Source organism: Paenibacillus amylolyticus (assembly GCF_001570725.1).
Classification (GTDB): Bacteria; Bacillota; Bacilli; order Paenibacillales; family Paenibacillaceae; genus Paenibacillus; species Paenibacillus amylolyticus_A.
The window spans coordinates 346531-372047 of the sequence record NZ_BCNV01000001.1; the positions used below are offsets into that span (position 1 = coordinate 346531).

Consider the following 25517-nt stretch of genomic DNA (forward strand, 5'->3'; position numbering starts at 1 on the left):
CAGGAGGTTTTTGAGATCATGGCAAAAAAAGTGACATTTGACTATAGCACGGCATTGCAATTTGTAAATCAGCACGAAGTGGACTATTTCGCAGAACCGATTCGTCTCGCTCACGAGCAGCTTCACAACGGAACAGGAACAGGCTCCGATTATCTGGGCTGGATTGACCTGCCAACGGCTTATGACAAAGAAGAGTTCGCACGGATTCAAAAAGCAGCTGCCAAAATCCAAAGCGACTCCGAAGTACTGATTGTTATCGGTATCGGTGGATCATATCTGGGTGCACGTGCAGCGATTGAGATGCTGACTCACTCTTTCTATAACAATTTGCCAAAAGACAAACGCAAAACGCCTGAAATCTATTTTGCAGGAAACAATATCAGTTCCACATATGTAACTCATTTGCTGGATCTGGTTGAAGGCAAAGATTTCTCTGTCAACGTCATCTCCAAATCCGGTACAACAACAGAGCCTGCAATTGCTTTCCGTATCTTCCGTGCAGCACTGGAAGAGAAATATGGTAAAGAAGAAGCACGCAAACGCATCTATGCTACAACAGATAAAGCGCGCGGTGCACTGAAAGAACTGGCCAATGCAGAAGGATACGAGTCTTTCATTATCCCGGATGATGTTGGGGGACGTTACTCCGTTCTGACAGCTGTAGGTTTGCTGCCAATCGCGGCAGCTGGTATCAGCATCGAAGAAATGATGCAAGGTGCGGCTGACGCATCCAAAGAATACAGCAACCCGAACGTAGCTGAGAACGAAGCATATCAATATGCAGCTGTTCGTAACGCATTGTATCGCAAAGGCAAAGGTACGGAGATCCTTGTAAACTATGAGCCATCCTTGCACTTCGTATCCGAGTGGTGGAAACAGTTGTTCGGAGAGAGCGAAGGTAAAGACTACAAAGGGATCTATCCTGCATCTGTTGATTTCTCTACTGACTTGCACTCCATGGGTCAATTCATTCAGGAAGGTAGCCGGAATATCTTCGAAACTGTTATCCAGGTTACTGAAGTTGCGGAGCATATCTCAATCAAATCCGATCCAGACGATCTGGATGGTTTGAACTTCCTTGAAGGCAAAACCATGGACTTTGTCAACAAAAAAGCGTTCCAAGGAACACTGCTTGCACATACGGATGGTCAAGTACCAAACCTGATTGTGAACATTCCAGATATGACTCCATATTCCTTCGGATATCTGGTATACTTCTTTGAAAAAGCATGCGGCATCAGTGGCTATCTGCTGGGCGTCAATCCATTTGACCAACCAGGTGTGGAAGCTTACAAGAAAAATATGTTCGCATTGTTGGGCAAACCAGGCTTTGAAGAAGAGAAAGCAGCGCTTGAAGCGAGACTTTCCGAATAATTCATCGGTCTGCTCATATAGTTAAATAAGGTAATGTAAATCTATCGGGGAATCACTGTTCGTGTAAGATGCAGGGTTCCCGGATGAAGATAACCAGGGCAGTTCGTCCGCGTTCGCGCGGTGAACTGCTTTCTTGTAAAATGGAGTTGGACTCAGGAAAAGATCAGAAAGTTGGATTTGGAATGATTGAACGTTATCGCACGGTTCGAGGACCGGGCAATCTGGAAATTGTAATCAAGAAGTCGCGATTTATCGGTCATATTATGCCGGTCACGACAGAGGAAGAGGCGGTTGCCTTTATCGATGAGATCAAGAAAAAACATTGGAATGCGACTCATAACTGCTCTGCGTACATGATTGGGGAGCGCGATGAGATCCAGAAGCAATCCGATGACGGGGAACCAAGCGGAACAGCAGGGAAACCCATTCTTGAAGTGATCAAAAATCAGAAATTAAAAAATGTAGCAATTGTGGTTACGCGATACTTCGGGGGAATTATGCTTGGAGCTGGTGGGTTAATTCGTGCTTATACGGATGGAGCTGTAGCAGCCATTGAAGCAGGAGAAGCCATTACCAACGTGCTGCATCGTGAAGTGTTTGTTGAACTGGATTATACGTGGCTGGGTAAAGTGGAAAATGAGTTAAGGAGCCGGGAAGTCCGTACAGGTGAAACTGGATTCACCGATAAGGTTACGTTGACTTGTCTTCCGCCGGATAGTGAAACCGAGGCTTTTGTAGCCTGGATCACGGATTTGACGCAAGGGCAATCCCGGATCACGGAGGGACAGCGGCTTTATTTTATTGAAGGGGAATAAAATATATGGCTAGAAGAGCAGTCGAACAGGAGTTGTCGAGGGAGCGGATACTGGAGGCGGCGAGGCACCTTTTTATTACCAAAGGATACCGCGCCATTTCGATGCGAAGCATCGGCCAGCATCTGGGCTATAGTCATGGGTCGCTGTATTATCACTTTAAGGAAAAGGCAGAGCTGTTCTATGCCATCGTGGTTGAAGATTTTAATCATCTGGGGCATTTACTGCTGCAAGCCATGGTCAGGCCGGTTCGTGATGATGTGAGCAAGGTAGAGCACATTATGATGGAGTTTATTCGCTTTGGTCTGGAGAACCCATACCAATACGAAATTATGTTTATGATCAGGGACGAAGAACTGTTGTCCTATTGTCGTACCGAACAGGGACGCTGCTTCGAATTGTTTGCATCGATTATAAGACAATATATGAATGAAGAGAACTGTACGGAAGAAGACATTCAAAGGGTACCGCGTACGCTATTTTTGGCTATGCACGGATTCATTTCTTATTACATTCAGGACCGTTTAACGTTTGTGGAGATTGAATCGTCTGCGCTGTCTCATGTCAAAGTGCTGTGCCGCAATCTGGGTCAGCAGCCTGGCGTCCAATAATGGCGCTATTGTTGCACCCCTACACTTCAGGGCGGTGATTTGTCATAACTTTAATTCTTTATAACGTTGTCTCGCGAAAGTTAGTATGCGCCAAAAAACAAGTCAGGCGGCTCCGACCCGAAATGAGGGTGGACCGCCTGTTTGTGTTTGCAAAAATGGTTGAGTTGGTGACAGGCCTGTTGGGACGAATCTAACCTTCCATGATTTTGAGAAGGTATTCCCGCTCACGGGGGCCATCGAACTCGCAAAAGTAAATGCCTTGCCATTGGCCAAGCAGCAGTCTGCCTTCATGAATAATTACTGTCTGTGATGGCCCTGTTGTGATCGATTTGAGGTGAGAGGCTGTATTACCTTCGGCATGTCGATATTCGGGATGCTCCCAGGGATACACCTCGTCCAGGCGCAACAATACATCGTGTTTCACATCCGGGTCTGCATTTTCGTTAATGGCGATACCCGCCGTCGTATGTGGACAGTAGATAAGCACCGTCCCGTTCTGCACGCCGCTACTCTGGACAACCTGCTTTACGTCACGTGTGATATCCTTCATTTCATCTCGTGTGGAAGTGGATATATTCTTCGTATATAACATGTTAAATCACTCCTTAGGATCTCATTTCTTACCCTCGATTGTACCTTAACCACTACATACCAAACAAACCACATATGCAAGGTGAAAAGAGCAATTCTTATGATAACGGAGAGGACAGAAATAACCTGAAGTTATATTTATTAATTAATCTCATATGTGGCCCAATTATATTCAATAAAAGCATTGACGATTAGCACTGCAAACTGGTAAAGTATCAGAAAAGCAAAACCAAGTAGACTAATGGGAATAATAATAAAGTAATATAATCCAACTTAGGAAAAATGTCGTACCGAAGCAGGGAGACTGCCGACCGGAACTTAAGCCGGAGGCTGGGAGGGAACGCAGCAATGAATACCGTTCTTCGTCATAAGGGATGGACTTGGGGATTCCGCAGTACCGTATTGTTATATTTTATCGTACTTATTGTACTTCCAATCATCGGTGTGTACGTCAACTCCTTCTCTGAAGGATGGAGCAACTTCGCCCAGAGTATTATGGACCCGATCGCGTGGAAAGCCGTGCTGCTGACGATTCGGCTGGCCGTTATTGCAACGCTGATTAACGTGGTTCTTGGCACGATGATCGCCTGGGTGTTGACAAGGTATCGCTTTGTGGGCCGATCATTTCTCAACAGTTTGGTCGATCTTCCGTTTGCATTGCCAACAGCCGTGGGTGGCTTGATGATTATGCTGCTTTTGGGTCCGGTCAGTGCCATCGGGAAACTGGCAGAATCCATGGGATTTGAGATTGTATTTCATCTGCCCGCAATTGTTATCGCGATGACCTTTGTCACGTTTCCGTTTGTTATCCGTGCAGTGCAGCCTTTGTTGGAAGAAATTGATCCTTCCGAGGAAGAGGCCTCGTACACGATGGGGGCATCCAAGGCTCGCACGTTTATGCAGGTTATTCTGCCTTCCATGGCACCTGGCATGATCAGTGGGGGGATGCTCGCTTTCTCCAGAGGACTGGCTGAATTCGGAGCTGTCGTGCTGGTGGCTGGTAACATTCCAGGAAGAACATTGACCGCTTCCGTATTTATCTACGGAGAGATTGAAAGTGATAATCCAACGGGAGCCGCTGCTGTATCCGTGTTGCTCCTGACGCTCTCCTTCCTGATCCTCTGGCTGATCAATCTGGTACAGATGCGGGGGAGAAGACGATGAGACGACTCTTAATCGGACTGACGTTTGCGGTATTTATCGTACTGCTGATCATCCCGCTCGGTCGCATTTTTATTGGCGCATTTGAAGACGGGGCAGGCGGGTTCCTGAAAGGGCTGATGCGTCCTGAGGCGCTACACGCCTTGATGATGACCGGACTGGTTGTCCTGGTGGTCACCCTGTTAAATACATTGTTTGGCATCATGATGGCCCTGTATCTGGTTCGTGCCGGATGGCTGAGTGAACGGATAAGAGGGCTGCTAAACAGCATTGTAGATCTGCCTTATGCCGTATCTCCTGTCATTGGCGGTTTGATGATTGTGTTGATGCTGGGACCTAACAGCATTATGGGTGCTTTTTTTGAAGGAATTGGATTCAATGTGGTCTATGCCTTCCCGGGTATGGTGATCGCTACGTTATTTGTCACATTTCCACTGATGGTCAGAGAGGTTATGCCTGTCCTGCAGGAACTCGGTTCACAGCAAGAGGAGGCTGCATCTACACTGGGCGCCTACGGCTGGAGAACGTTCTGGAGTGTGACCTGGCCTTCGATCCGCTGGGCAGTGGTATACGGTCTTGTCTTGACGGTTGCGCGCTCGCTTGGGGAATTCGGTGCAGTGCTGGTCGTATCCGGTAATATTATGAACAAAACGCAGACAGCAACAACGCTGGTGTATCAGGATGTTGAGAATTTTAATGTAGCTGCCGCAAATGGTGTGGCATTGGTGCTGGTCACCTTCTCCGTCGGGCTGCTGCTCATGATGGAATGGGCCAAGAAGCGAAAGGAAGTGCATTGATATGCATGTAGAAGTCCGTGATCTGAACAAACATTTCGGTGATTTTCATGCGGTAAAAGATGTCTCATTCGATATTGCCAAAGGCCATCTGATCGGTCTGCTTGGACCCAGCGGAGGCGGGAAAACGTCCATTTTGCGGATGCTTGCGGGCCTGGAGAATCCGGGTTCCGGAGAGATTCGCTTTCATGGAAAAGTGGTGAATCATCTGCCTCCACAGGAGCGGGGCATCGGATTTGTATTCCAGAACTATGCCTTGTTCAAACATATGACGGTATTCGAGAATATTGCTTTTGGACTCAAGGTCAAAAAGACGCCGAAAGCCCAGATCCGTGATCGGGTTATGGAACTCGTTGAATTGACCGGGTTAAAAGGTTTCGAACAGCGCTATCCCCATCAGTTGTCTGGTGGGCAACGTCAGCGTGTTGCTTTTGCCAGAGCACTCGCCCCTGAACCGCAGCTGTTATTGCTGGACGAACCGTTCGCGGCCATTGATGCCAAGATCCGTCAGGAACTGCGTTCATGGTTACGGGAGCTAATCGAGCGGGTAGGAATCACTTCGATCTTTGTAACGCATGACCAGGATGAAGCGATTGAAGTGGCGGATGAAATCATGATTATCAGTCAGGGACGTCTGGAACAGAAGGGTACGCCTTGGGATATTTACAAAAATCCGCAGACACCTTTTGTCGCTACATTTATCGGAGAGTCTACGGTTGTGGAGGATGCTTCCCAACTGAAAGGATTCGAACATGCCGTTGAGGGTGAACATACCAAAGCGCTTATTCGACCGGAGTATATTGAGATCGGCTTGAAAAACGAGTTCACCATGTTGTCTGCGACGGAAAAAGGTACAGTCAAACATCTTCATTTCCGCGGTAGTGAATGGATGGTAGAGGTAGAAGTACAGGGTCATAAGTTAATCACATACCGTTCCCTGGAGAAAACAACACTGGAGATCGGTCAACAGATAAGAGTCCTTGTGCATCGTGCATACTTGTTCAATGATTCCAACAGTTGGGTGGTTGAGAACCGACTGAAGGAAGATCCGATGCCGGTGATGATTTAGATCGAGTGGAAGAAAGGGGCTTGCCCATGCAGACGAGGAAGAAGAAATCCATACTCTTATATGTTACCCTCATGCTTCTGCTCGTCTGCATGACCGCTGGATGCAGCAAGCAGGAGGAGTCAAGCGAACAGAACGAGTCCTCAGGTAACGATTCATCCAACACGCTGGTAATCGGTGCTTATAGTGTAGCGAAAGACGCTGTAGGTGAGTTGCTACCCAAGTTCCAGGAGGAGTGGAAAGCGAAGACTGGACAGACGATTAACTTCCAGGAATCCTATGAAGCTTCGGGAACACAGGCAAGAGCCATTGTAGGTGGATTCGAGGCTGACGTGGCCTTGCTCGCGATGGAGAGTGATATCGACAAGCTGGTCAAAGCCGACTTGGTTAGCTCCGATTGGAAACAGACCCCTAATGAGGGCATGATTACTCGTTCGATTGTTGTTCTAGGAACAAGAGCAGGCAACCCGCTGGGAATTCGTGATTTTCAGGATTTAACGAAGCCGGGAGTAAAGGTACTCTACCCCAATCCAAAGACATCCGGGGGCGCGCAATGGGATATTAATGCCATTTACGGTGCCGGGCTGAAACTGTCGGAGGAGCAAGAGGGGAAGAAAGATCCTGCCGCAGCCAAGGCTTTTCTCGAACAGGTACATCGCAACGTTGAATCATTGGACAAGAGTGGTCGCTCTTCGATGGCGGCATTCGAGTATGGTGTGGGTGATGTGATCGTCACGTATGAAAATGAATTACTTGCCCGGATTGCCAAAGGTGTAGATTATGACATCGTCGTTCCGAAAAATACAATCCTGATTGAGAACCCGGCAGTCGTGGTGAATAAATATGCTGACAAACACGGGAATCGTGAACTGGCGGAAGCCTTTGTCGCCTATCTGCGTACACCGGAAGCACAGCATATTTTTGCCAAGCATGGTTTTCGTTCAGTAGATCCGGATGTATTTGCTCAGACGGAGTCCACATTTCCAACGCCTGAAGGATTATTTGATATCACCTATCTGGGTGGATGGGACGAGGTACGCAGTACGTTGTACTCCAAACGCGGGGTGTGGTATCAGGTGCTCGCGGGAATATGAGTATTGATGATGCAATTGAATAGGTAAACGTATATGTTCATACTAAACCTTCATTTCAATGGAAGTCGAGATGGAGGTTTTTTACTGTCAAAAGGATATAATAGAGGTATACTTAGTCATGATTGTTACATAGTATCTGCAGGAAGGTGTGAGTTGGATGAGTTCAGAGATCAAATTATCTCAAAGTACAGCGATTCGACTGGAGCAGGCCCGTGGTAAGGGAATGCCTGAGGAAGAAATTTTGAAAGCTATTCAAGCGAAGGACATTTCCGCTTTTGACGCCGTGTCTGAAGAGGAATACCGATATAACGAATTTTTCTCCTATGCGGACGAGCACGGTGAAAATTTGGAGGCAGCAGTGAAAGACGGCTACCGGATTACCTTTAACACGCGTGGTGGACTGGGAATCTGGTTGGAGAAGGCCTTTAAGGTGCAACCAGAGAAAGACTTCACGGTGGGTGAAGGAATCGTCACGGGATTGCAGTTGAAACCGGAACAGGCAGATGTACTGGCAGAGCGACTTGCATCCAACTGGGTCATTACGGATTCGAAGGAAGTACCTGCAGGTCGGGAACTCACATTGAAGCTGCGGGCACTGGTGTAGTTCCAGAGCTGGGTTAATGTGACTTAAATCAATCGGGTCATGGCCTGTGAAATATGGTAAGGCCTAATCTTCATGCGGGCGACTCGGCTTATAAGCGGGCACACCAGATGTGGATGAGCGCAAGCTCCCGATGGAGCGAAGCATGGAATTGTAAGTCTGACGGTGAACGGTCAGACTACGGACTATCCCGAATTGCAGTGGAGAACTGCAGCGGGATGGTCTTTTTTTTTGCAAAAACAAAGGTGTACGATTACAATCTACATATCATTAATTCAGGGGGAATGCGGATTGAATCAGCTAACATTTCTGGGCACTGGCGATGCGATGGGCGTTCCACGTGTGTATTGCGATTGCGAAGTATGTACAGAGGCGAGGCTTACGGGAGAAAATAGACGGAAACGCTCTACTGTTCTGATTGACAGTGGCGATGGTGCTAGCGAAGGATTCATGATTGACTGCGGGCCGGACTGGAGATCACAGATGGAGGATCAGGGATTGCGTATGGTGCATACGCTGCTCATCACGCATGCTCATTTTGACCATATTGGAGGATTGCCGGAATGGGCAGATGCATGCCGCTGGCTGGGTGTGAAGGGACGTTTATATGCACCACGTGAAGTGATTGCTACCATTCAGGGACAGTTTCCCTGGTTGGGGCGTCATATGGACTATCTGGAAACAGATGATGATATTGAACTCGGCGGCTGGAGCGTGCATTCCTGGAAAGTGTGCCATGGGCATAATGGGTATTCATACGCGTATCGGCTGGATCGAGGCGGGTATAGCTGGGCGTACTGCTCAGATGCTATTGACCTGAAGGCCACTGAGAAAAAGCCGTTGCACGGATTGGATATGCTGGTGCTCGGAACGAGCTTTGTGCATGAGCTTGCGGAATTCTCGACACGTTCCGTGTACGATATGCGTGAAGCACAGGAGCTGCTAAGGGAGCTGAAACCGGGTCATACCTATTTTACACATATGTCCCATGACGTTGATGTACGGCAGAATTACAAGCTGGATCAAGGCATTACGATTGCTCTTGCCGGGATGAGGGTGCCGCTCGGAACCTTATAGCTAGAAACGATTGTGTAACTCAACTTAATGAGCGTAACAAAAATAACTTCAGAAGAGCGTATCCTTTGGAGGAGGTTCTTCGTTTACATAGTGTAAGTCAAAATCAATCAGGAACCAGCAAAGGGGGGCCCCCAAGATGGCCTTTGTGAAGTCCGTGGATTGCAGAATCAACAGACCACATGATGATGGTAAAAAAGATAAATCCGATATTGAATCCGGTGGTAACGCCGGAAAAAATCAATTGAACCAAAGCATCCATACCGTATTACCTGACCTGATGGGATCGTTGTATGCGTATTGTTTATCACTGACGAAATCAGTTCCAGACACGGAAGATCTGGTTCAGGAGACCTGTCTCAAAGTATTGTCGTCGAGTGGAGTTGGATCTTCCGGGATGAATAAAGATATAAACTGGGAAGCTTATCTGATCCGTATTGCACGCAACAGCTGGATTGATATCTTACGTCAGCGGGAGAGATTAGCATATAAACTGGATAGCTTGAAGCCGCTTCTGCACGAGATGGAGGAGGAAAGACGATTCGAGGAGTTGGAGTCTGCTGTTCAACTTCTTGTAGATAAGCTACCACCGTGGCAGCGAGTGATATATGTATTACGTGAATTAATGGGTTATAAGGCGGCAGAGACTGCGGAAATGCTGGATACGACAGAAGGCGCTGTGAAAGCGGCGTTAAGTCGTGCCCGCTCTGCCATAGCTGAAGTGAGGCACAGGTTGGAACGATCGGACGCTGAATTGCAGTATGAAGCAGGCGCAGTGGAGGACAATCGGGAGGAACTGCGCAGCTATTTGCTGGCATTTCGTAATGGAGATACAGCTCGAATCATTGATCTGTGCCTGAATCGGACTGATGATCCGATGGCTGTGGCGGGTACTATTTTGCAGCAGGCTTTGCCGTCTCCATCCATGCAGCCAATGATGTACAGGTACTCCACTTCTAGTATGAACTCGCTGTCGTATGGAGGTGGGTACACGGTCAACATGGTTGCCTAAACCGAGGAGGCGACACACATGAATGTAGTACCCTATGTGGTGGAACAGACAGCTCGCGGAGAACGGAGCTATGATATTTACTCTCGTTTGCTCAAAGACCGGATTATTATGGTGTCCGGAGAGATTGAGGATCAGATGGCAAATGCCATTGTGGCTCAGTTATTATTTTTGACTGCAGAGGATCCAGAGAAGGACATCCAGATGTATATCAACAGCCCTGGTGGGTCGGTGACTGCGGGGTTCTCGATCTATGACACGATGCAATTCGTGAAGCCGGATATCTCCACGATCTGTACAGGTATGGCGGCGAGCTTTGGCACGATTTTGCTGGTGGGTGGAACAAAAGGCAAGCGTATGGCGCTGCCCAACAGTGAGATTATGATCCATCAGCCACATGGCGGCACGCGAGGGCAGGCATCCGATATGCTGATTCATGCTAACCGCATCATTCAACACCGTCAACGCCTTAACAAGCTGTTAGCCGATCATACAGGGCAGTCGATTGAGCGGATTGAGAAGGACTCGGATCGAGATTATTTCCTGACCGCTGCTGAAGCAGTCGAATATGGATTGGTGGATAAGGTCATATCCAGCTCATAACAGTAGCCCGGAAGGTCATGTGACCTTTCGGACTTGATTAACCAAGAGGACGAACAGGAAACTGACGTCCTCTTTTTGCCGTCCAGATTATTTAGCTAGCCGGTGTCTATGGATCGAATCAGAATAAGAAAAATTAAATAAAAATTGACTAAGAGTAGGTATAGTGTATATATTATATATATACACTATACCTACTGAAAACTATGTAACATCATTGAGGTGAGAAAAGATTAACATTTTAATATCCAATGCATCAAGCGATCCAATCTATATGCAGATTTTAACTCAGATTAGGCAAAGCATTTTGAGCGGAGAATTGGTTGCTGGAGATAGTCTTCCCTCCATTCGGCAGCTCGCCAAGGATCTGCAAGTGAGTGTCATTACAACCAAACGTGTCTATGAAGAGCTGGAGAAAGAGAAACTGATCGATTCGGTTGTAGGCAAAGGGAGCTTTGTATCCGGAGCCAATCAGGACTTTATTCGGGAGCGGCGGATGAAACAATTGGAAGAGAAGATACTTGAAGTGATTCGTGAGAGCAAAGAACTGGGCATGAGTTCACAGGATGTAATCCATCATCTTACATTGTTGTATGAGGAGGAATAAGCATAATGAACGCTATCGAATTACGTAATGTAACCAAAATCTATCCCTTATTTAAAGTAGATAATGTATCTCTAGATGTGAAAAAAGGATATATCACGGGACTTATTGGTCCGAATGGGGCGGGAAAGAGTACCCTGATCAAAATGATTACGGGCCTGATCCATCCCGATAAGGGGAGCCTCAAGACATTGGGCAGTGAGATGCCCAATCAGGAAGTTGACATCAAGCAACGCCTTGGCATTGTGTCCGATGAATGTTTTTACTATGAGCATCTAACGATCCGGGAGATGACACGAATGATTGCTCCTTTTTACACGAAATGGGACGATAAAGCGTTCAATGATTACCTGGATCAGTTCGAACTGTCTCCCAAAAAGAAGATCCAGGACCTTTCCAAAGGCATGAAGATAAAGTATTCTCTCGCCGTAGCTTTGTCACATGAAGCGGATCTGCTGATTATGGATGAACCGACATCCGGGCTTGATCCTGTGTTTCGGCGGGAACTGCTCGATCTGCTTGCGGACATGATACAGGACGAAACAAGATCCATTATTTTCTCGACGCATATTACGACGGATCTGGAACGTATTGCAGACTACATTACGTTTATTCATCAAGGAAAACTGGTGTTCAATGAAGCCAAAGATGATGTGCTAGAAAGGTATACGATTGTAAAAGGGGATATGGATCTGCTTGATTCCGATGTTCGGAAGCATTTCATCGGAATACGCGAGACAGCCGTTGGTTTTGAAGCATTGTCGGATCATAAGGCAGAGGCAGAACAGTTATTTGGTAGGCTTGCTCTTTTACAAAGACCTACGTTGGAAGACCTCATTTATTTTACGGCGAAGGGAGGACGCAAATATGCTTAACCTGCTTCGTAAAGACTTCATTGTGCTGAAAAGTTCATTGTGGACGATTGGATTATACCTGGTGGTATTTAGTCTCGCCTTTATACCACAGAGTGAAATGTCGATGTATTTTGTAGGCATCTACACAGCCTTTGGTTCGGTTATGCTAGCAACTATGATTGATATCAAGAACCATAATCATAATTTTCTGGTCACGCTCCCGGTTAGCCGCAAACAGATTGTGAAGGCCAAGTACCTCTCTGCTATAGTCTATACATTTTTTGGGGTGCTCGCGTCGTACGGAATTCACGAGCTTGTGAACCTGAATTATCCTGAACTGAACAAACCGAATTATTCACTTATGGATATTGCCGTTTCCGTAGGCATGGTGCTTGTGCTAGTCTCCATATACATGCCTCTATTCTACGGACTTAGCAAAAAAGGGGCAGGTATCATCAATGCGATATTCATGGTCTGCATGATTATACTGGCGCAACCCGTTGCGTACCTCATGAGTATGGTCAACGAGAACGGCATGATTACCACAACGACAATGGCATTGGTTTCTGTAGGCATTATAGGTTTGTTTGTAGTGTCTTATCTTATTACAATCCGCCTGTTTGCAAGAAAAGACCTTTAAGCACAGAGCGGGTGCAAGGTAGAGAATATAGAAGACCAAAAGTAAAGTCGCCATAAGGCGACTTTACTTTTGGTGCAGCGATACGAGTTGCAAATTACACTTGATAATCTTCGGAGTGACGTCAGTTCCAGGAAATCCAAACCTTACATTTCTTTGGCCAGCGTAATGAGCCTGCTCATACCTTCCCGAATCTGTTGCTCATGGGCATAAGAGAAGGACAAACGCAGCTTGCGGTTAGCTGAATCGTCCGAAGAATCGAATACGGTTCCGGGGACAAAGGCAACGGATTGCTCCATGCATCGGTGAAGCAGTCGTCCTGTATCTACACCCTCCGGAAGCTCAACCCAAAAGTTGAGTCCACCCTCGGGGCGGGTCCACGTCCAGTCCGTTTCTAGAAGACATTGTTCCATTACTTCCATTCGAAGCTGGATGGCGGTCCGCAGCTTGGACAGATGCTGATGCATGCGTTCTGACTGAAAATAACGGAGAAAAAGCTTCTGGTTCAGAAGGGCTGTTCCGTTATCTGTCAGTGATTTTACAGCCTGTAGTCCTGGCATGAATCGTTGACGGCATATGATGGCTGCAATTCGCAGCCCGGGTGCAACATACTTGCTGTAACTGCGAATGTACAGGGTGTGACCTGTGGTGTCGTAGGTGAAAATAGGTGCAGGAGGTTTCTCCTTAAAATAGATATCATAGGTGCTGTCGTCTTCGAGTAGAAAACAACCATACTGTTCTGCAAGTTCCGGTAACTGCTTGCGCTGTTCAACTGGAACATTAACGCCGGTCGGATTATGAAAGGTTGGTGTCGTATAGAATAAGCGTGGTTTCTCCGTTTTCATCAGATGCTCAATCTGCTCCAGATCATACCCATCGGGGTGAATATCCGTAAAGATCAGACGGGCACCCTGTTTGCGGAAAATTTCCATTGCAGGGCCATACGTGGGCCTATCCATCAGAACACGATCACCGGGTCTGACCAGACTGCGGGAGATTACATCGATGGCCTGCTGGGCACCCGAGGTAATGAGCACTTCGTCTGCCGAGAGATAGAAGCGTTCTTTCTTCGTTAAATGGCTTGCCAGCGCACTTCGCAATTCCAGATCTCCCTGAATTGTGGAATACGTGCCAAGCAAACGGGGATATTGATCCAGCAGATCACGCATCAGTTCACCCCAATAACGGTTGGGCAGCAGAGAGGGATCGATTAACGATTTGGAAAACTGGTATTCTGCTTCAAGGGACTGTACCCGTGCTAGTGAATCCCAATGCAGCCAGGCAGACACAGCGGGATCATCCGCCTGATCTGTTACAGAAAATGGGGTTGCTGGACTGACATAATAGCCAGACTTGTCCTTCACATAAACATTCCCACGTTCTTTTAACTCCTGATACGCTTTGAAAACGGTCAAGCGATGTACGCCGAGTAGCTCGGACAGGCTTCGTACAGATGGCAGTTTCTCATGTTCAGCCCACTCTCCCGCTTCTATACGCACAACGAGATAATGGATGACTTGCTCATATAGTTTCAGGCTGTTATCTGTCATCATCATGGTTTTGCCCACCCGGCTCACACTCCTTTTGAACACTATTGTAACAGCAAACGGAAGATAACTGTTCTGTTTTGTTTATTCTGTTCTGTAGAGAGTGCTATATGATGGAGAACAGATGAAGGAGGGGCTAGCATGGTTGGGATCGCATTTACCGTAATGTGTCTTATTTTTGGAACAACGTTTCTGGCAATTAAAATTGGAGTGGAAGCAGGCATGCCGCCTTTTCTGTCAGCTGGACTCCGTTTTATTGTTGCAGGGGCTTTGATGTTTGCGTGGATGTGGATGAAAGGCAAGGTCAATATTTCCCTGCTGTGGCGTAAAGAAATGCTCATTACAGGTGCAGGACTGACGTTTGGTACGTTTGCGACCTTATATTGGGCTGAACAATATGTGAGTTCAGGCGTTGGTGCAATTTTGTCAGCTACAGGTCCACTCATGATTATGCTGATGCAGACAGCTTTGTTGCGACAAAAAACATCTGCACGCATGATTACGGGATGTCTGATCGGTTTTGCGGGAGTCGTGCTTGTGGTTCTGCCGGGTGTATCCATTGGTGGAAGTCCACTATGGCTATGGGGTTGTATTGCCGTTCTGGTGGGCGAAGTGTGTTATTCAGCAGGGGCGATATACTCCAAGAAGGTTATTAATCAGTTCAAAGAAGCGAACCCTGTAGCAATCAACGCAGTACAGATGATGTATGGAGGACTGTTGTTAAGCTTGCTCTCAGCGGTGACAGAATCGTGGAATATGTCTGCTCTGGACTGGGTGCCTGCTGTCTCATCCGTAATTTATTTGACTGTCGTTGGCTCGATGGTTGGTCACAGCCTGTTCTACTGGATCATGTCTCGCACGAATCCGCTGTTCCCGGCAACCTGGCTGTACATCTCCCCGCCGATTGCGGTTGGTCTGGGTGCCGTTGTCTATAATGAACATGTCAGCTGGATTACGTGGATCGGTGTGGCACTGGTGGTTGCAGGTCTCTTGGCAATGAATGAAAAAGTGATGGGTTGGTTAAAACGAGGTGGGCGTAAGAGTCCGTTGGTCCAAACTTCCAAACCTCTAGTAAAATAGGTAATGTGTAATTCTGCAAAGGAATGAAAGAAATTAAAGCTCTCGGTTACGCCATCGTAAGATGTCATAAACGGGAGTTTTTTTGTTTAGAAGAATTAAATATAGTTATAAGAAGAAGCCGGATATGATATAGTGTGGAGTGCGTTTAACAAAGCAGAGAGGAGAAAGGTCTACAAAGCGAGAGTTTAACCGAGCATGTAAGTGAAAGAGATTTTTAGAGTTCAATGAGTTTATGCAAAACAACTAGACTGGCATTAGGGAGTTGCGTTATTGTGGAAGATGAATTTCATGTGATTTCAATTGTTTTAGGTTTTGTTGCATTTCTAATTTATCTATTTTTTGCATTTAGTCATCGTTATCTAGCTTTTTATGGCTATTTTATCATCTGGGGTGGACTTTTGTTTCTAAGTATTAAGCTCGATATGGATTTTTATTTGGTGAATCAGGCGGTTCCTAGTATAGTAGGTAGTTTGATTGGACTGCTCTGGGGATTCTTTAGCAGTGCGGGAGAGGATGCAAGTCACTACCGGGCTGAAAAGAGGGAACAACGTGAGCGTGCCGTTAGAGCACTAGAGAAAATGGCCAATAAAAAATGAGTTTTAAGAAAAGTATTAATACATAGTTATACTTATATGAACAGCCCTGCACAGCGAGCTATCGCTGACAGGGCTGTTTGTTTGTGTTGTCATAATACATGTATAAAAGTAAATGCTTCGCTTGAACCTTACTCTGCGTTCAATACAAACTTCTCGATAACCTCTTTTACGCCATCTTCGTTATTGCTTGCCGTAATGTAATCAGCCAGCTCTTTAAGAGCAGGGATAGCGTTACCCATTGCTACACCAAGTCCTGCAACTTCCAACATCTCATGGTCATTCCAAGAGTCGCCAATGGCAATGCACTCGCTCAATTGGTGACCAAAGTGGTCTGCGAGGAAGGTAAGAGCATGGCCTTTAGTTCCCTCATTGTGCATGATCTCGAGGAAGTAAGGTTTGGACTTCGTGATATGCACTTGTGGTCCAAGCAACTCACGCAGGTCAACAGCAACCTTATCCAAGTAATCCGGCTCATCGATGATCAGCAGCTTCGGTGTTTTTTGTTCAATGACTTTGATGAAATCAGATTCGATGTAATATTGTGTGCCGTTCAATTTGGCATAATCACGCAGTTTGTCGTTTTCTTCACGAGCATACAGCTTGTCATCAATGTACGTTTGAAGGTGAAGATTATTTTCCAGGCAATAATCGTACAGTTTGCGGGAAGCCTCCTGTGGAACGTAGCGCTCGTAGAGAACTTTTTCGTCCAGCAAGTTCTTCACCAATGCGCCTTGATACGTAATGATTGGCACGTTAAGTCCGGTCTGACGAGCAAGCGCTTGTGCGGAAGCATAAGCACGGCCAGTCGCCAGCGTTACAGTTACACCATGGGCAACCGCTTGTTCCAGCGCAGTTTGCGTGGCAGGGGTTACTTCCTTGTTGTCGTTGATCAGAGTGTCATCAATATCGATTGCGATTAATTTGTAGGTCATGTAAGTTTCTCTCCTTTTTATCTGTATCTATTCGGGTCTTAATCTATATAAATTCAACTTTACTCCTCCAGGAAAACAAGGCCGATAAAGTCTTCCAGCTCAAGGTTGCCGAAGTAGTGTTTTACATCCAGGCCCTCAAGTGCAGTACGCACCTCGGATTCTTCATAACGCTTGCCACGCAGCATATCTTCGATATCGGCCACATCGCCTACGCCGAAGAAGTCACCGAAGATTTTGATATCTTCAATTCGTCCATCTTTGATGTTCATGCGCAGGTCAATAATGCCGACAGGGAATTTGCGGGTATGCTTCACATTGCTTTCCGGAGACAGACCATAGTTCCAGTCCCAGTTGCTATAGCGCTCGGCAGAGATTTCCTTGATCTTGTCCCAGTCTTTCTCTGTGAGTGTATATTGCGGGACGTCTTGTGGCTCCATCCGGAAAATGTGACGCAACAGCTCATCGCGGAACTGTTCAATCGTCAGGTTGCTGTCGATCAGATCACGAATGTTGGCAACCCGGCTGCGCACGGATTTGGTACTCTTGGATTTGAATTTCTCGGGATTTACGTTCAGGGATGCTTGAACATGATCCAGATTCAGGTTAAACATCAATGTGCCGTGACTGAACATGCGGCCGCGCGTGGAGAATTGGGCATTGCCCGAAATTTTCTTTTCTCCTACTTGCAGATCGTTACGCCCGGTTAGCTCGGCATTGACCCCAAGTTCCTGCAAGGCTTCAACCACAGGCTGGGTGAACTTACGGAAATTGTGGAAGGATTGACCGTCATCGGCTGTAATAAAACTGAAATTCAGGTTGCCGAGGTCGTGATAAACTGCCCCGCCTCCCGAAAGACGACGGACAACCTGCACACCGTTATCCTGCACGTATTCGATATTAATTTCTTCAATGGTATTCTGGTGCTTTCCGATAATAATGGACGGGCGATTGATGTAGAACAGCAGATAGCTGTCATCCTCCATCGGCAGATGCTTCAGAATATACTCCTCAATCGCGAGGTTTACAGACGGATCTGTAATGCCCTGGTTATCAACAAACAGCATGGTCATTCCTCCATTAATGTATGTGAGGGATCAAGATCCCTTATGTAGTGAACCTTGTAAAACAAACGAAACCGAAATTCCTCTTCTATTGTAAACGAATTGTGGTTGGGACACAAAGGAATTAGAAGGGGTACCGAAGGGTCGCCACGAACGAGCAACATGCAGCATGGCAGAAAGACTTGTAAAACGGGATTGACCCGTACCTCCCACGCCATCCATAATAAAAAGGACATGTAGAAAGGGTGACGGAAGTATGACCGGTTACATTGAAGTTTTCGGACATGGCGGTGACGTGGAGACGGCCGCATCCCGGTTTGGAGGGAACGCTGCGGATTTCCTCGATTATAGCGCAAACATCAATCCGTTGGGCCCGCCAAAGGAAGTGTTGGAGGCTTTGGAGCAAGGATTGCAGTCGGTTCTTCGTTATCCTGATCCGGGCCATCGAGGGTTCAAATCAGTACTCAGTGAACGTTTGGGTGTGCCACAGGACCGTATTTCGGTAGGCAATGGCGCTGCTGAAAGCATGGCGTTGATCTTGCTCGGACTTGCTCCGCAGAAGGTCGGCACAGTGGAACCTGGATTTTCAGAATATCGTTCTTTAGCGCGACAATTCGGTGCGGAAGTCCAGCATGTGGAGGGACGAGAGGAACTGGAGTGGCGTGCTGATCCTGAGGACATTGAACGACTGATAGAACAGGTAGATCTGCTGTTTCTCGGTCAGCCCAACAATCCGAATGGCGTACAATATCCGGTAGAGATACTGCATCGTCTGGCTCGCAAAGCAGAGAAAACAGGTACTGTCCTGGTCATCGATGAGGCATTTATGGATTTCATACCTGAATCAAGACGACAATCTCTTGCACCCAGACTGGACGAATATCCACAGGTGATCATCATTCGATCAATGACGAAGTTTTACGCTATTCCGGGTCTGCGTCTGGGGTATGCCTTGGGACGTCCGGAATGGATTCGTGCGATGACAGAGAAACAGGTGACCTGGAGTGTGAATGGACTGGCGTTGATTGCAGGTGAAGCCTGTCTACGCAGCGGAGAACGGTTCGAACAGGACACACTGGCACAGATCGCACGGGAACGCGCGCGTTTAAAGGCAGGCTTGGAGTCGTATGGTTGTGTGGTAACACCGGGGGAAGCGAATTTTATTTTGGTGCGCCTACCAGAACCTTGGACTGCGGCATCCATGCAGGCAGCCCTGGGCGAGCGTGGCATTCTAATCCGTAGCTGTGCGATGTATCCGGGACTTGGTGAAAGACATGTACGTTTGGCAGTAAAGGACGCAGAGGCCAACGAGTGCTTACTCGAAGCGCTAGGAAGTGTAATGGGGCGGCCAGACCACAAGCGACACATGATCGGAGCAGGGGGAACATGCGATGACACTGCCGTTTTATAATTACTACAAGAATGCAGAGGCAGACGAGAATGAATATCGTTCCTCTTCGTGGCCCGGGCTGAAGATTACTGCACACGATCAACATATTAGAGCTGCGAGTCGTGCTGCTGCAAGTGCACTTTCCAGTGCGGTATATGGCGGCGGGATGCTCGAACTGGATCGAATATTTAATATCTATGTGGATCGGCATTATCGATGTGATGATCCTCCTCGTGATATCGAATGTTCTCTGCATGAATGGAAGGAGCAGCTTGATCAATGTGCGGGACTATTGACTGCGGTTCGACTGGAGCATACTTCCATTCAGGAATACACAAGTGAGGCATTCGGAATTCTGTGTTGTACAACAGCCGGGGTGTCCAATGCTGCGCGGGCAGGTTCCGCAAGAACCGTATTTGATACGGAGGGAAATGAGGCTGTTGCCGTAGAGCTTTTAAAATCTACAACTCAATCTCACTTTACGAAGCCCTATGTCCCGGGCACGATTAATGTCATGTTATGGTTCAACGGACGAATGACATCGGGAGCAATGGTGAATGCAATCCAGACTGCGGTGGAAGCCAAAGCGGCGGCGCTGGCTGATTTCGGTGTTGCGGACTCGGAGAATGGACTGCTGGCCACAGGGACGACAACGGATGCTATTGTACTTGCGGTGAGTCAGGTGCACGAGCACAACCCGCTAATTGCTTATGCGGGAACGGCTACGGTTATTGGTGCAGCTATCGGCAGGTTGGTGTATGACACGATCACGGAAAGCCTGCAAGCGGGACAGCAGTGGAAAGAGAGGAACAGGGTGAAATGACATTTCAGATAGGGCAACTGGCCTCCTGGCCGTTCTGGACGGGAATGGCAGGTGCCTGGATTATTATAGGGGCATACATACTTGATCGATGCATCGGTGATCCGCGTTGGATTCCTCATCCCGTGATTGGCATGGGAAAAGCAATCTCTGCGCTAGAGCGTAGCATTCGTTCCCATGTGAGCACGGATTCCGGGCTGAAGAGGGCTGGTCTATTATTTCCGTTGCTAATTGCGGGTGGGGTGTTTGTAATTACCTGGGCATTCGTATATGTGCTGGGTCTCATTCATCCGGTCGTAGCAATAGTGGCTGAAGTGGTGCTTATTGCAACTACCATTGCTTCCAAAGGGTTAAAGGATGCAGGCATGGAGGTGTATCACCATCTGGTTCAGAAAGATTGGCCTGCTGCAAGACGTTCACTTGGCATGATTGTTGGACGTGACACAGCTCATCTGGATGAACCGGAGGTCGTGCGAGGAACGGTGGAGACGGTAGCGGAGAATATTGTGGATGCCATCGTGTCCCCTTTGTTCTATGCGTTAATAGGTGGCGCACCACTTGCGATGGCCTATCGTGCCGTGAATACATTGGATTCTATGGTTGGTTATAAAAATGAGAAGTACATGCATCTCGGCTGGGCTTCCGCCCGTCTGGACGATTGGGCTAACTGGATTCCCGCACGGCTCACCGCCATCCTGCTGATCTTGGGTGCATGGGTCATGAAACTGGATGCCAAAGGCGCAGCACGTATGGTGACCCGGGATGCCAGATTGCATCCAAGTCCGAATAGTGGTTTTCCTGAATCGGCGGTGGCCGGAGCACTGGGGATCAGACTTGGTGGACACAATGTGTACCATGGCGTAGCTTCTTTTCGTGCCTATATGGGTGAGGCAACACGTCCGATGGCAGCAGAGGATATTGTGCGAACGACACGTCTCATGTTCTGGTCAGCGGGTTCTTTTGTAATCCTGTGTACACTGGTAACGCTCGGGATATGGCTCGCTGGAGGTACGTTGTTATGGTAGTAACTCTAGGGCAGAATGGATCACAGCAACGAAATATTCTGTTTATACGTCATGGCACAACCGCATGGAATGTGGAAAAAAAATATCTGGGGCATACCGATATCGCTTTGCTGCCTGATGCAGAAAGAGAACTGGCTTCACTACGCGAGCAATTGAGCAACGTCTCGTGGAATGCGGTATATTGCAGTGATCTGCTCCGTTGTCAGCAGACGCTTGCAATGATCGGGCCCCATTTATTAGGCCATGTGAAGCTGGAACCACGTCTGCGAGAGGTTGATTTTGGTCAATGGGAAGGATTAACTTACGATCAACTCAAGGACAACCAACAGTACCGGGACTGGATCGATGCTCCGCAGGACGTCACCCCGCCCGAGGGGGAGTCATGGCAGTCATTCACTGCACGAATCGATTTATTTCTGCAAGAGTGCATAGGGTCGGATTGTCCGTCCGTGCTCTCTCTTGAGTCAGGCGTGCCCACTATTATTGTTGTCACCCATGGGGGTGTAATCCGGTATGCATTATCTCGTCTCATTGCCAATCTGGAATTCTGGGATACGCAGGTGATTCCGGGGCAAGCGATACAGGTGCGGCTGGAACAACATAGAGATCAGTGGGTTGGCACGAGGGTAGCTTTTCCGGGAATCGGGTTGTAAGGATGTGCAATATAACCTATAATCACAACAGAAGTGTGACTTCAGCACCTGCAGTTACGTGTGACAGACAATAATGTCTGAACATGAATGCAGATGGCTCACTTGAATGGGTTAATCCATATCAGCGACCAAGGGTCCCGCGTGCATGCAGTAATGGTTCATGGCTATATCCAGTCATGGATGGCATACGGGTGAAATAGGGAAGCCGGTGCAAGTCCGGCACGGTCCCGCCACTGTAAATCAGGAACAATTCCTGTAAGTCAGGTTACCTGCCCTGGACGTTCAAACCGGTGTTCCTTCGAGGAAAGGACAGCGTTTCGGGCAGTTCTATGTGCATGCACAACAATATGTTGAACATGTACAGATCGCCATATGCGAGACGTCATCCCTGATCCTGACGTAAGGATTAGGGATTTTTTATTGTTCATATAAGATGAACCAGACATTTACACGTTAATGAAGAGTGCAGAACCGATCTGAAGAAACGGAGTGTTCGCTTAAAGCTTGCTACAAGAAAGCTACATCGGAAGATGGTACTGCAATCGGAGTGGACCTGTGTGAAATGATGGGTTTAACTTGTACAGGAACACCAAGGCATGGGTAGTAAAAGCTCAAGCACGATGCAAGAAAATAGTACAAATAGAGAAGGGGAGAATAACAGAATGAATTTCAAGAATTGGAAAAGCGTAGCGTCCCTGCTGAGTGCAGCGGCACTCGCACTGGCTTTGGCCGGATGTGGCAATGCAACAACGAACGAGGGCACAGGTACTTCACAGCAACCGGCACAGGAGCAGTCCCAAGGCCAGGCGCAGACGGATCTCAAAACACAATATCCACTTACCGTTACTGATGCAACGGGTGAGTCCTTTACATTTGAAAAGGCACCAGCCAAAATTGTATCCGTGTCTCCAGCTGAGACCGAAACACTATTCGCACTTGGATTGGACGAGCAGATTGTAGGGGTATCCGACTATGATGATTATCCTGAAGCGGCAACAACCAAAGCGAAAATGGGTGGCATAACGAAGCCGAACGAAGAGTCTATCATTGCGGCTGAAGCTGATATTGTATTCACAGGCATCTCCATGAGCGAAGATGCAGTGAAGAAACTGCGTGAACTGGGCATTACCATTTTCAAAACGGATCCAAAATCCATCGACGATGTGATGAACAATATTGAAACATTCGGTAAAATCACGGATCATCAAGAAAAAGCTCAGGAGATCATCACACAGATGAAACAGGATGTGACAGATGTAACTGAAGCTGTGAAGGCAGTTAAACCGGAAGAGAAGAAACATGTATACGTTGAATTCTCCCCAGGCTGGACTGTGGGTAAAGGCGAATTTATGGATGAACTCATTACTGTAGCCGGTGGTAGCAATATTGCTTCGGACAAAGAGGGCTGGTATGAAATTAATGAAGAGAACGTAATTGCCTCCAACCCGGATGTGATTCTGTATGCCAACGATGTCATTGATGAAAACTCCAAAACACTGGATCAGATCATTAAAGCTCGCAGTGGCTGGGATCAAATCACGGCTGTGAAGAACGATGCAGTCATCGGCCTAGATGCCAATCTGCTCAGCCGTCCAGGCCCACGTGTAACCGAAGGTCTGAAAGAAGTAGCCAAAGCGATCTATCCTGACCTGTTCCAATGAGTAAAAAACTGGCCGTGTACGCATCGGCAGGGATCGCGCTGCTTGTGTTAACTGTGCTCATCTGCACGGGTATCGGTTCGGTTTCCTTGCCTATTCGTGACATTGCAGGTATTCTGCTTCATCACTTGCCATGGGTCGGAGACTGGATCACGCCCGACTGGAGTGCAGCAGCCGAACAGATTATATGGAAAGTCAGATTCCCACGTGTACTGCTTGCTGTGCTCGTGGGCGCATCGCTGGCGATTGCCGGTGCGGGATTCCAGGGGGTTCTTCGGAACCCTCTGGCAGACCCGTTCACTCTGGGCGTATCATCCGGTGCTTCGGTGGGTGCAGCCTTTTTGATTTTCTTCGGATTGCAGTATGCACTGATCGGAATCTGGACGTTGCCACTGGTAGCTTTTTTGACGGGCGTACTAACATTATGGTTTGTTATGTCCCTGGCTCGTGAAGGGCGCAAAATACCAACACACAGTCTGATTCTGGCTGGTGTAGTGATGCAAAGTTTCTTGGGAGCGGTGGTTTCCTTCCTGTCGACCATGTCGAAACAGACCATTAATGAAATTATATACTGGACGATGGGAAGTCTGGCTCTGCGCGGGTGGTCGTATACGGCCATCCTTTTCCCGTATTTTCTGTTAGGGCTGATCTTTCTCTGGAGCCGTGCACGTTCCTTGAATGTACTTGCGCTGGGAGAACGTCAAGCTGCGCATATCGGGGTTGGCGTCGATCGGTTGAAGTTGTCCGTGCTTGCTGTGGGAACACTTCTTACCGCAGGAGCAGTCTCTGTATCCGGTGTTATTGGCTTCGTTGGATTGGTGATTCCGCATATGCTTCGGCTGCTTGTGGGGCCTGACTATCGATTGCTGGTGCCTTTATCCGCCATTGGTGGCGCCATCTTCATGGTATGGGCAGACACGATTGCCCGATCCTTACTGGCGCCGACCGAAATTCCCCTTGGTGTGGTGACGGCCTTTGTAGGTGCACCATTCTTCGCTTACCTGTTACACCGGAACAAAAAACTGCAGAAGGGGATGATGCCATGAGTATGAATTCGGACGAACCGCTATTCGCAGTTACCGGGGCAGGTAAAATGTATGGCAGTCATCAAGCCCTGGATGCGGTGACCTGGCAGGTTACGGAGGGGGACTGGTGGGGTGTCGTTGGTCCAAATGGCAGTGGCAAGTCTACCCTGCTCCAGCTCCTTGCTGGAACGGAGCAGTCAAGCGCAGGCAGTATACGTATGGATGGCCGGGATATCGCCTCATACAGTCGGAAAGATCTATCACGCATGATTGCTGTGTTACAACAGGATGGCCTGCCTGCAATTTCTTATCCTGTGAGGGATGTCGTGGAGATGGGACGTTATCCATACCAGAATTGGCTTGGGCGAGAATCAGCAGATGGAGCGGCTGTAGTTGATCGTGTACTGGAAGAATTGGGATTGACCGATATGGCTGAAAGGCCTTTGGATGCACTTAGTGGAGGACAGCGTCAGCGGGTGGCACTCGCCAAGGTCATGGCACAGGAACCACGGTTATTATTGCTGGATGAACCCACTACGTTTCTGGATATCAAATATCAATTGCAATTTATGGAGTTATTATCGACATGGCGGCAAAAAAACAGCATTACGATTGTGGCTGTGCTGCACGATCTGAATTTGGCTGCGCAGTTCTGCGACCACATTCTGGCGCTGCGAGAAGGCAAAGTGGTGGGGAATGGAACGCCCCATACCTTGATGACTGAAGACAACATTCAGGACATCTTTCGCGTTAAACCTGCGATGGTGAACCATCCTGACAATGGAATCCCACAGCTCTTGCTGCGGCGGGAGAAGGAATGAACGAAGCGGGGCAACCCATATTTTGAT

The 25517-nt window shown here is 47.9% G+C and carries 27 protein-coding genes and 1 riboswitch; of the genes, 23 read left to right on the forward strand and 4 right to left on the reverse strand.

What is annotated here, in order from left to right; genetic code table 11:
• The first annotated feature begins 18 nt into the window (after nucleotides 1-18).
• The 3 genes from PAHA3_RS01500 to PAHA3_RS01510 all read left to right on the forward strand — a co-directional run bounded on the left by PAHA3_RS01500 (nucleotide 19) and on the right by PAHA3_RS01510 (nucleotide 2797).
• Nucleotides 19-1374 carry a glucose-6-phosphate isomerase gene (locus PAHA3_RS01500; protein WP_017689982.1) on the forward strand — a complete coding sequence of 452 codons (1356 nt, stop codon included), beginning with the start codon at nucleotides 19-21 and terminating at the stop codon, nucleotides 1372-1374.
• Nucleotides 1375-1556: 182 nt separating this feature from the next.
• Nucleotides 1557-2189, forward strand: a complete 633-nt coding sequence (locus tag PAHA3_RS01505; protein WP_036610785.1) for a YigZ family protein — start codon at nucleotides 1557-1559, stop codon at nucleotides 2187-2189.
• 5 nt (nucleotides 2190-2194) lie between these two features.
• Nucleotides 2195-2797, forward strand: coding sequence for a TetR/AcrR family transcriptional regulator (locus PAHA3_RS01510; protein WP_017689980.1), 603 nt, complete (start codon nucleotides 2195-2197; stop codon nucleotides 2795-2797).
• A gap of 190 nt (nucleotides 2798-2987) precedes the next feature.
• Here the strand turns inward: PAHA3_RS01510 and PAHA3_RS01515 are convergent, their stop codons facing one another.
• On the reverse strand, nucleotides 2988-3389 hold the full coding sequence (locus PAHA3_RS01515) for a secondary thiamine-phosphate synthase enzyme YjbQ (RefSeq protein WP_062833146.1): 402 nt from the start codon (nucleotides 3387-3389) through the stop codon (nucleotides 2988-2990).
• Between the two features lie 347 nt (nucleotides 3390-3736).
• Between PAHA3_RS01515 and cysT the strand changes: the two genes are divergently transcribed.
• The 11 genes from cysT to PAHA3_RS01570 all read left to right on the forward strand — a co-directional run bounded on the left by cysT (nucleotide 3737) and on the right by PAHA3_RS01570 (nucleotide 12885).
• Nucleotides 3737-4552: a sulfate ABC transporter permease subunit CysT gene (cysT, locus tag PAHA3_RS01520; RefSeq protein WP_062833147.1), complete on the forward strand. Its 816-nt coding sequence runs from the start codon at nucleotides 3737-3739 to the stop codon at nucleotides 4550-4552.
• The gene (locus PAHA3_RS01525) at nucleotides 4549-5346 is read left to right on the forward strand and encodes a sulfate ABC transporter permease subunit (RefSeq protein WP_062833148.1); all 798 of its coding nucleotides are present in this window, start codon (nucleotides 4549-4551) and stop codon (nucleotides 5344-5346) included. The genes cysT and PAHA3_RS01525 overlap by 4 nt, the downstream gene beginning before the upstream one ends.
• A 1-nt stretch (nucleotide 5347) precedes the next feature.
• Nucleotides 5348-6412, forward strand: a complete 1065-nt coding sequence (locus PAHA3_RS01530; RefSeq protein WP_062833149.1) for a sulfate/molybdate ABC transporter ATP-binding protein — start codon at nucleotides 5348-5350, stop codon at nucleotides 6410-6412.
• Nucleotides 6413-6438: 26 nt separating this feature from the next.
• Nucleotides 6439-7503 (forward strand): sulfate ABC transporter substrate-binding protein, encoded by a 1065-nt coding sequence (locus PAHA3_RS01535; RefSeq protein WP_062833150.1) that lies wholly within the window; start codon nucleotides 6439-6441, stop codon nucleotides 7501-7503.
• Nucleotides 7504-7660: 157 nt separating this feature from the next.
• Complete coding sequence (locus PAHA3_RS01540) at nucleotides 7661-8107, forward strand: hypothetical protein (RefSeq protein WP_062833151.1); 447 nt, start codon at nucleotides 7661-7663, stop codon at nucleotides 8105-8107.
• 288 nt (nucleotides 8108-8395) lie between these two features.
• A complete protein-coding gene (locus PAHA3_RS01545; RefSeq protein WP_062833152.1) occupies nucleotides 8396-9181 on the forward strand; it encodes an MBL fold metallo-hydrolase in 786 nt (261 codons plus the stop codon).
• Nucleotides 9182-9317: 136 nt separating this feature from the next.
• Nucleotides 9318-10190, forward strand: a complete 873-nt coding sequence (locus PAHA3_RS01550; protein ID WP_062833153.1) for an RNA polymerase sigma factor — start codon at nucleotides 9318-9320, stop codon at nucleotides 10188-10190.
• An 18-nt stretch (nucleotides 10191-10208) separates the two neighbouring features.
• Entirely contained in the window at nucleotides 10209-10790 is a 582-nt protein-coding gene (gene clpP, locus PAHA3_RS01555) for an ATP-dependent Clp endopeptidase proteolytic subunit ClpP (RefSeq protein WP_017689971.1), read from the forward strand.
• Nucleotides 10791-11019: 229 nt separating this feature from the next.
• Entirely contained in the window at nucleotides 11020-11394 is a 375-nt protein-coding gene (locus PAHA3_RS01560; RefSeq protein WP_062833154.1) for a GntR family transcriptional regulator, read from the forward strand.
• A 5-nt stretch (nucleotides 11395-11399) separates the two neighbouring features.
• The gene (locus PAHA3_RS01565; RefSeq protein WP_062833155.1) at nucleotides 11400-12266 is read left to right on the forward strand and encodes an ABC transporter ATP-binding protein; all 867 of its coding nucleotides are present in this window, start codon (nucleotides 11400-11402) and stop codon (nucleotides 12264-12266) included.
• Entirely contained in the window at nucleotides 12259-12885 is a 627-nt protein-coding gene (locus tag PAHA3_RS01570; protein WP_062833156.1) for an ABC-2 transporter permease, read from the forward strand. The genes PAHA3_RS01565 and PAHA3_RS01570 overlap by 8 nt, the downstream gene beginning before the upstream one ends.
• 143 nt (nucleotides 12886-13028) lie before the next feature.
• Here PAHA3_RS01570 and PAHA3_RS01575 read toward each other — a convergent pair whose 3' ends face one another.
• The gene (locus PAHA3_RS01575; RefSeq protein ID WP_235599349.1) at nucleotides 13029-14450 is read right to left on the reverse strand and encodes an aminotransferase-like domain-containing protein; all 1422 of its coding nucleotides are present in this window, start codon (nucleotides 14448-14450) and stop codon (nucleotides 13029-13031) included.
• A gap of 120 nt (nucleotides 14451-14570) precedes the next feature.
• On the opposite strand from PAHA3_RS01575, the gene PAHA3_RS01580 reads away from it, so the two are divergent.
• Both PAHA3_RS01580 and PAHA3_RS01585 read left to right on the forward strand, forming a co-directional pair.
• Complete coding sequence (locus tag PAHA3_RS01580) at nucleotides 14571-15509, forward strand: DMT family transporter (protein WP_062833157.1); 939 nt, start codon at nucleotides 14571-14573, stop codon at nucleotides 15507-15509.
• Between the two features lie 272 nt (nucleotides 15510-15781).
• Nucleotides 15782-16105, forward strand: a complete 324-nt coding sequence (locus PAHA3_RS01585; RefSeq protein ID WP_062833158.1) for a hypothetical protein — start codon at nucleotides 15782-15784, stop codon at nucleotides 16103-16105.
• A 128-nt stretch (nucleotides 16106-16233) separates the two neighbouring features.
• Here PAHA3_RS01585 and PAHA3_RS01590 read toward each other — a convergent pair whose 3' ends face one another.
• Both PAHA3_RS01590 and PAHA3_RS01595 read right to left on the reverse strand, forming a co-directional pair.
• Nucleotides 16234-17037 (reverse strand): Cof-type HAD-IIB family hydrolase, encoded by an 804-nt coding sequence (locus PAHA3_RS01590; RefSeq protein WP_062833159.1) that lies wholly within the window; start codon nucleotides 17035-17037, stop codon nucleotides 16234-16236.
• A 59-nt stretch (nucleotides 17038-17096) separates the two neighbouring features.
• Entirely contained in the window at nucleotides 17097-18101 is a 1005-nt protein-coding gene (locus tag PAHA3_RS01595) for a lipoate--protein ligase (protein ID WP_062833160.1), read from the reverse strand.
• Between the two features lie 253 nt (nucleotides 18102-18354).
• Here PAHA3_RS01595 and cobD point away from each other — a divergent pair, with 253 nt between their 5' ends.
• The 7 genes from cobD to PAHA3_RS01630 all read left to right on the forward strand — a co-directional run bounded on the left by cobD (nucleotide 18355) and on the right by PAHA3_RS01630 (nucleotide 25490).
• Nucleotides 18355-19509 carry a threonine-phosphate decarboxylase CobD gene (cobD, locus tag PAHA3_RS01600; protein WP_062833161.1) on the forward strand — a complete coding sequence of 385 codons (1155 nt, stop codon included), beginning with the start codon at nucleotides 18355-18357 and terminating at the stop codon, nucleotides 19507-19509.
• Nucleotides 19490-20311, forward strand: a complete 822-nt coding sequence (locus PAHA3_RS01605; RefSeq protein ID WP_062833162.1) for an adenosylcobinamide amidohydrolase — start codon at nucleotides 19490-19492, stop codon at nucleotides 20309-20311. Before cobD ends, PAHA3_RS01605 begins: the two co-directional genes overlap by 20 nt.
• Nucleotides 20312-20355: 44 nt before the next feature.
• Nucleotides 20356-21333 (forward strand): adenosylcobinamide-phosphate synthase CbiB, encoded by a 978-nt coding sequence (gene cbiB, locus PAHA3_RS01610; RefSeq protein WP_062835932.1) that lies wholly within the window; start codon nucleotides 20356-20358, stop codon nucleotides 21331-21333.
• Nucleotides 21327-21986: a histidine phosphatase family protein gene (locus tag PAHA3_RS01615; protein ID WP_062833163.1), complete on the forward strand. Its 660-nt coding sequence runs from the start codon at nucleotides 21327-21329 to the stop codon at nucleotides 21984-21986. Before cbiB ends, PAHA3_RS01615 begins: the two co-directional genes overlap by 7 nt.
• 144 nt (nucleotides 21987-22130) lie before the next feature.
• Nucleotides 22131-22277: riboswitch (cobalamin riboswitch) on the forward strand.
• A 371-nt stretch (nucleotides 22278-22648) separates the two neighbouring features.
• Nucleotides 22649-23647, forward strand: coding sequence for an ABC transporter substrate-binding protein (locus PAHA3_RS01620; RefSeq protein WP_062833164.1), 999 nt, complete (start codon nucleotides 22649-22651; stop codon nucleotides 23645-23647).
• Complete coding sequence (locus PAHA3_RS01625) at nucleotides 23644-24690, forward strand: FecCD family ABC transporter permease (RefSeq protein ID WP_062833165.1); 1047 nt, start codon at nucleotides 23644-23646, stop codon at nucleotides 24688-24690. Before PAHA3_RS01620 ends, PAHA3_RS01625 begins: the two co-directional genes overlap by 4 nt.
• Complete coding sequence (locus PAHA3_RS01630) at nucleotides 24687-25490, forward strand: ABC transporter ATP-binding protein (protein WP_062833166.1); 804 nt, start codon at nucleotides 24687-24689, stop codon at nucleotides 25488-25490. Before PAHA3_RS01625 ends, PAHA3_RS01630 begins: the two co-directional genes overlap by 4 nt.
• Nucleotides 25491-25517: the final 27 nt, after the last annotated feature.